The sequence below is a fragment of the Rickettsia sp. TH2014 genome, assembly GCF_019249195.1.
Taxonomy (GTDB): domain Bacteria; phylum Pseudomonadota; class Alphaproteobacteria; order Rickettsiales; family Rickettsiaceae; genus Rickettsia; species Rickettsia felis.
The window spans coordinates 1-7,078 of sequence record NZ_MXAX01000252.1 but is presented as its reverse complement, the minus strand read 5'-3'; the positions used below and the strand labels follow the sequence as shown (position 1 = coordinate 7,078).

The window sequence follows — 7,078 nt, the reverse complement described above, 5'->3', positions numbered from 1 at the left end:
ATAATTTTTATAATGTCTGTAAGATTAAATCTTGACTTCTACATGGAAGATTACTTAGAAACCAAACGAAGTAAAAACTACCGGAGTTACTACGCCCCATATAGATATTTCTTTATAATTTGGTGAGAATAAAGGTAAATTGTCCCACTGAATCATGGAAACAAGTCCAATAACTAAAATTGCAATTATAAGCAACCCGATAAATAGCACTCGATTTATATAATCTACTAACTTTAGAGGTAATAATAATATTAGAATGCTAATAATAACATACCATGCTCCTATATAAGTTATACTTGTATCTAAAGCTAATAACTTCTGTAATATTGAAGAACACCCATATATAAATACTGCAAGTAAAGCATATGAAAGGAGCTTAAGGCTTACCGTACCGATGATTTGAGCAGTATGTCCTGAAAAATATTTTCCCAATGCTCCAAGTGTTAAACCTTTACCCGCTTGAAGATTAAGCTCCAGGTTAATTAAAGAAGTATAATACATTATAAACCAAATTATAAACATCAATATTATACTATGTTTTATACTTAATTTTGCTAATACCATAGGCAGTGCTATCATACCGCTACCTATACAAGTACCTGAAATTCACAGGATTGAACCAATAAGTTTTTGCATAATTTAATGAAGTTTAGAGTGAAGAAAAAAGTATGTAATTTTTACTAAAAAGAAAATCAGCTAAAAAAAGAAGATAAGATTTTAAAGGAAAAAGTTTTGATAAGTAAAATTAACATTCGTATAATTTTGTTAAAGCACATATAACGATATAATATAATTATATTAATTATTTATGTCAAATTATTAATATTGCTTTTTAAGGGTATTTTTGTATGTTTTTATTAGACAGCTTTCTAAATAACTTCTAGAAGCTGACTTAGAAAGATGTCTATGAAATTTACTATATTTAAAAATGCCGAGATTAGCCAAAATAATTAGTAATGCAGGAATATGTTCTAGGCGTGATGCTGAAAAGCTGATAGCTGAAGGACAGGTAAAAGTAGACGGCATTACAATTTTATCACCGGCTACAAATGTTGATATCAGTAATCAAATTGAAGTATCAGGCATATTAATCAATCAATCGCAAAAACCAAGGCTTTGGATTTATTACAAGCCTGTCGGTTTAATTACCACTCATAAAGACCCTTTATCTCGTAAAACGGTGTTTGAACAACTAACCGGTTTACCTCGTGTAATTTCAATAGGTAGGCTGGATTTAAATAGCGAGGGTTTGTTATTACTAACTAATAGCGGTGACTTAGCGCGTCAGTTTGAGCTACCTTCAAATAGGTTAAAGCGAGTATATCATGTTAGGGCATATGGGAAGTCTGATATTCTACTAAAAAGCGATTATAAAAATTTAGAAATTGACGGGATATTCTATAATCCTCATTCGATAAAGTTACTTAAGCAAAATAAGAGTAATTCTTGGTTTGAAGTAGTTTTATTTGAAGGAAAAAATCAGGAAATTAGAAGAATATTCGAGTATTTTGGACTAAAAGTTAACAAATTAATTAGGATTCAATATGGTAGTTTTACAATAGATAATCTAAAACCCGGAGCTTATAAAGAAATAAATAATACAATACTGGAAAAATAATTAGTAATGTGTTATTATTAACGCATTTTAACTAATCATATAGAAAACATATGACAAATCTTAATATATATAAATGTGAAGAAAAAGACTTAAACGATTATCTTGGTTATATAAAAGATAACCCTAGTGTCTCACTAAATGATTTTATCAAAAAGAAATATTTTGCTGAAGATAATGATAAAATTATCATCACTAGTTTAGAAAATATGGAAATTAACGCAGATTTAACCAATGCTAATTTCCAAGGTACAATACTAACAGATGCCGTATTTAATAATTGTGACTTAACAAATACCATATTATGCGATTCAGATTTAACAAATGTAAAATTTAATGATTGTACATTTATCGGTACCGACTTTAGAGGAGCAAATCTTCATTACGCAGACTTTAATTATAAAGATTATGATTATGATAACTATAAAATCCCTAATCTAAAAGATAAAATACGAGATATCAAACTGTCTTTTTCAGATCTTGAAAGAATAAATAAATATATAGATAAAGATTTAGAAAAAGAACGTATAAAAGAAATAGTTATAGATGAAATTACAAACAAAAAGAAATATATTCTAGCTACTGAAGACGAAAAAACTTTATGGGAAGTTAAATCCAAAGAACTAAAAACTAAGCAAGAAGGGTTAAAAGATTTAGAACAAAATTTAGATAATCCTGGGATTGCTACCAATTTTTTAAATGCTTTTTGGAATAGCGCCGAAACTATTGCTCAAAATCGACACAATGAACTAGTAAAAATCAATAACTTACAGCATGAAGTAAATAAACTAGAAACTGAAGTATATGCTTTAGCTAATCTTAGAATGTTCTGCGGTAATGGTCTTGCAGATATTTTTGAGCAGCTAAAAGATGAAGAAATACAAGTTAAACTAGACCCTTCATATGTTATAGGTTCAACTGCCAAAGAACTAGAGATGCCGAAAGAATATATAAAATTAACTTCTGCTGAATTTGATCTATATTTAGCTGAAGCAGCAAAACACTCTGATACAAAATTATCTCTTACCGAATTTGTTAGAAAGCAAAAAAATCTTTCAGAAGATTTAAATATAGTTCCTGATCTTTCAGAAATTAATTTATCTGGTAGAACTCTTACTAATCTTAACCTGAAAAATACATTATTTGTTGCAGCTAATTTAGAAAATGTTAATATCTCAAATTGTAATTTAGATTTTGCTAATTTTGAAGGAGCTAATTTACAAAATGTCGTTTTTCAAAATGTTAACGCTCGTAACGCGGGATTTCTTTTTGCTGATCTTAAAAAGAGTAAAATTGAAAATAGTGATATGTCGAGAGCTTACATGTCTAAAGTAGATTTATCTGAAGCAGAGGTAACAAATAGCAAATTTAATGCTGTTATGATGGTTAATGCCGATGCTGAAAAGTTAATTATTAAAGATTCAGAATGGAAAAACTCTAATCTTACCGGTATATCACTTGCTTATGCAGATATGAAAAGAGTTCAAATGCAGGGGGTAGTTTTAAATAACGCACTTCTAGATCAAGCAAATATCGTTTCTACTGTTCTTGAAAATGCTTTTATGAATAATGCACATGCGTTAGAAGCAAAATTCAAAGAGCAATGTAACATGCAAGGCATAACTGCAAGGAATGCCTATTTTAGCGATGCTGAATTTGAAAATATACTATCTTTAAAAGAAGCTGACTTAAGAGAAGCTATAATGCAGCGTGTTAAACTTAAGAACGCTGATTTAACAAAAGCAAAGCTTGATAAAGCAAATCTTGAATATGCCGATCTTACAAACGCTACGCTTACTAATGCAACTGCACAATTTGCTAAGTTAAGTAATGCTACTTTAGAAAAAGCAGAAGCTGAAGGATTAAATATTTCTGATGCTATTGCTAAAAATATTAATGCTAAGGAAGCTAACTTTAAGAAAGCAATTATGCAGCGTGCCGATCTTACTAAAGCTGATTTCACTAAAGCGGTGCTTGAAGATGCCGATATGCAAGCAGTAGAAGCAGCCGAGGCTATACTTAAAGAAGCAAATCTAAAAGCAGCAAATCTAAAAGCAGCAAATCTAGCTGGAATTAATAAAGAAGGAGCAGATTTTGATAAAGCAAAAATCAACGATGCTACAAAGATGCATGATACTAAAGGTGAGGCTAAAGGGAATTTAGATCACCAAGATAAAGATGGTAAAAAAACATCTGTCAATGTTAACGAACATGCTAAATTACAAGATAAAATTCATGCAAGAGAAAAAAGCGGTTGGTTTCTGAAAACCGGAGTAGGACAGTTTTGTACAAAAATTGCTAAAACTACTACATCAGGAATTAGCAGCGTAACAAATTTTTTAGCAAGTAAGAAATTTTTAGTAGGGCTTGCCGTAGTAGCAGGTCTTGCCGTAGTAGCTGCACCTTTTGTAGCGATGCCTGTATTATTGGTCACCGGCACAGCCCTTGCTACTAAAGCTGTTATTCTAGGAGCAGGTATTTTAGCTGGAGGTCTAGTCGCTACCGGAACTTATAAACTTACTCAAAAACCTTTACGCAATCTTCAGAAATCATTTGAAAATTTGACTAGCAGTATAGATAAATATATCTCACCACCTCCTGAAAATATTGATGAATTAGTAACAGAAAAACAACAAGCAAAACAAGAAGCTGAAACAGAAAAATCTAAGAAAAGAGAAGAAAATTTAAATAATGTAAATAATAATATTGATAAAGCTAAAAAACAAGATATTTTAAAACAAGTACAAAATAATTTAAACCAGGGAACGCCAAAAGTAGAAATAAAAGAAAAGAAAGATAAAACTGTAGAAAAACAACAAACAGAGCCTGGTAAATTTGTAACAAAATTTAAGCCTAACACTAAAGGCAAAGGATTTGTCGAAAAAATAAAAGATGAAAAAAAACAAATTCAACAAAAGAAGCATATAACTAAATAAGTGTTAAAAATAATATCCGGTAAATATAGAAATCAAATTATACCTACCGCTAAAAATATCAAATATCGTCCTTCCACCGGTAAGCTCAAAGAGGCAATATTTAGTATATTAACCTCTGCTGAGTTTATCGGTAATAAATTATTTAACGAAAATACTCATATACTCGATTTATTCGCTGGTAGCGGAAGTCTTGCTTTTGAAAGCTTATCAAGAGGAGCAGGTTTTGTTACCTTAATTGATATTGATACATCCTCATTAAAAATAGCCGAAGGATTCGCTAAATCTCTAAACATTGAAAATAGAGTTAATTTCGTTAATCTTAATGCCTTAAATCTACCGAAAGCTAATAAGGTTTTTGATCTTGTATTTATTGATCCCCCTTATCATAAAGATATAGTACCTAAAATAATGAAATTGCTTATAAATAATAATTGGCTTAAAGACGGCACTATCATAGTAATTGAGATGGCTAAATTAGATGACTATGCTTTAGAAGAAAATATTGAAATTATACGCGAAAAACTATATGGTAAGAGTAAGCTGTTGGTTTTAAGGAAATGTCATTGTGAGAAAAAACTCTAAGTTTTGACGAAGCAATCTCGTGCCAAAGTCCTGAGATTATCACGCTCTTTTTAGTCACTCGCAATGACACTGCCATATTACTCATCATCACTAGAAAGTAAAACATGACCAAAGACAAAAAACATTATACATGCTCTAACTGTGGAAATATTAGTCCTAAATGGTCGGGGCAATGCTTTGATTGCGGTGTATGGGGTAGTATTGTTGAAGAGATCGTAAGCACAAATAAAGCGATTGTTAAAACAGGTAGCAGACAGGATTTTGATAAGCTTTCAAGTGATGTAACAGAACAGTTGCGCATCCCTACCCCTATAGGCGAATTAAATAGAGTACTTGGCGGTGGTTTAGTGCTTGGCTCAGCTATATTAATAGGTGGTGATCCAGGTATAGGTAAATCTACTTTACTATTACAACTAGCAGCAAGTAACTTTACTTCAAAGATGAATTGTCTGTATATAACTGGCGAAGAATCATTAGATCAAATAAAATTAAGAGCTATTAGGCTAAGTATTGTCAATAGCAATACCAATATTTTAGCAGCTACTAATTTAGAAGATATTATTGCGAGTATAGAAGCAAATAAGAATAATATCGATTTAGTAGTGATCGATTCTATTCAAACAATTACCACAAAAGAATTATCCTCACCTCCAGGCACTGTTTCTCAAATCCGTACATGTGCAAATGAACTTGTTAATTATTCTAAACAAAATAATATAATTATTTTATTAAGCTGTCATGTAACTAAAGACGGACAATTAGCTGGTCCTAAGATACTTGAGCATTTAGTTGATACTGTGCTATATTTTGAAGGAGATCATAATAATCATTTCCGTATTTTACGCTCATATAAAAATCGTTTTGGTGGTGTGGGTGAAATAGGAGTATTTGAGATGAGCGGTAGCGGACTTATTGAAGTCACTAATCCATCAGAATTATTTTTGATGAAGCGAGAACAGAACGTTATAGGTACGTCTATTTTTGCAGGAATTGAAGGCTCAAGACCGTTACTTATGGAAGTACAAGCCCTCATAGTACCTTCAAATATGGTAACTCCTAGACGCTCTGCGGTGGGCTGGGATGCGAATAGGTTATCAATGATACTTGCCGTGCTTAGTAGTAGGATAGGACTTAATCTTGCTAATTATGAAGTATATTTAAGCATCGCTGGAGGGCTTAAAATTGCCGATCCTGCTTCGGACCTCGCAGTAGCAGCGAGCTTAATATCTGCCGCAACAGGAGAACCGGTTCCTGAACAAAGCGTTTTTTTCGGCGAAATAAGCTTATCGGGTGAGATAAGAAAAACTGCAAAAGCAGAAACAAGAATAAAAGAAGCCGTAAAGCTTGGATTTAATAGAATTATTTGTTCTAAGCTTGAGAATTTAACTTATGACTTTATATCTTTCGTTTCTCATTTGAAAGACCTAAAAGAGCTAATTAAATGAAAAAAAATATAAAAATACTCTAGTTTATGAGGTAAGAAATTTGGAAGAAGCACGAAATTTTTTATCTTCTGAAAAAGGAAAATTTGCCTTAAGCACTCCAAACGGAAGCGTAAAATATTACGGTATGCTAGTAATTGATCATATGCTTAAAACTTTAAGTAAAGAATTCCCGGAAAAAGTTGTAGATCTTATTGTAGATGTAGGCGATGACCATCCTGCTTTATTTACTGCAATCAAACTAGGGTATAAGAATATAATATATACAGGAAGTTCTGAGGAAGCTAAGAGAGTGTTGGGTGGATATCAAGCCGTCATAAGTTAAGCAAACGTTGTTGTGTGAATACCTCATCGTCATTCCTGCAAGACCTTGTTGCGTAGATATAAAAAAAAGTAGCTGCGAACTAAGAAAAGTAGTAAATCGACAAAAAACTTAACCACAAGTGTGTATGTCAAAGCTACAAAAAGTTTGCAACTGGAAAGAATATAACAGAAGTTTAAAG

The 7,078-nt window shown here is 31.6% G+C and carries 5 protein-coding genes and 1 pseudogene; 5 read left to right on the top strand and 1 reads right to left on the bottom strand.

What is annotated here, in order from left to right:
* Positions 1–54 precede the first annotated feature (54 nt).
* On the bottom strand, positions 55–579 hold the full coding sequence (locus tag KYQ89_RS05170; RefSeq protein ID WP_218460692.1) for an aromatic amino acid transport family protein: 525 nt from the start codon (positions 577–579) through the stop codon (positions 55–57).
* Between the two features lie 349 nt (positions 580–928).
* Here KYQ89_RS05170 and KYQ89_RS05165 point away from each other — a divergent pair, with 349 nt between their 5' ends.
* The 5 genes and pseudogenes from KYQ89_RS05165 (at position 929) to KYQ89_RS05145 (ending at position 6,900) form a co-directional block, all read left to right on the top strand.
* Positions 929–1,618, top strand: a complete 690-nt coding sequence (locus KYQ89_RS05165; protein ID WP_218460691.1) for a pseudouridine synthase — start codon at positions 929–931, stop codon at positions 1,616–1,618.
* Between the two features lie 50 nt (positions 1,619–1,668).
* Positions 1,669–4,547 (top strand): annotated as a pseudogene (locus tag KYQ89_RS05160) (pentapeptide repeat-containing protein).
* Positions 4,548–4,551: 4 nt separating this feature from the next.
* On the top strand, positions 4,552–5,133 hold the full coding sequence (gene rsmD, locus KYQ89_RS05155) for a 16S rRNA (guanine(966)-N(2))-methyltransferase RsmD (protein ID WP_218460689.1): 582 nt from the start codon (positions 4,552–4,554) through the stop codon (positions 5,131–5,133).
* 104 nt (positions 5,134–5,237) lie between these two features.
* Positions 5,238–6,578, top strand: coding sequence for a DNA repair protein RadA (gene radA, locus KYQ89_RS05150; RefSeq protein ID WP_218460688.1), 1,341 nt, complete (start codon positions 5,238–5,240; stop codon positions 6,576–6,578).
* 40 nt (positions 6,579–6,618) lie between these two features.
* Complete coding sequence (locus tag KYQ89_RS05145; RefSeq protein WP_218460687.1) at positions 6,619–6,900, top strand: hypothetical protein; 282 nt, start codon at positions 6,619–6,621, stop codon at positions 6,898–6,900.
* Positions 6,901–7,078 lie beyond the last annotated feature (178 nt).

Excerpts from the sequence above, each read along its gene's own strand:
- KYQ89_RS05170 (WP_218460692.1), bottom strand. The coding sequence starts at position 579 with ATGATAGCACTGCCTATGGTATTAGCAAAATTAAGTATAAAACATAGT.
- KYQ89_RS05165 (WP_218460691.1), top strand. The coding sequence starts at position 929 with ATGCCGAGATTAGCCAAAATAATTAGTAATGCAGGAATATGTTCTAGG.
- radA (WP_218460688.1), top strand. The coding sequence starts at position 5,238 with ATGACCAAAGACAAAAAACATTATACATGCTCTAACTGTGGAAATATT.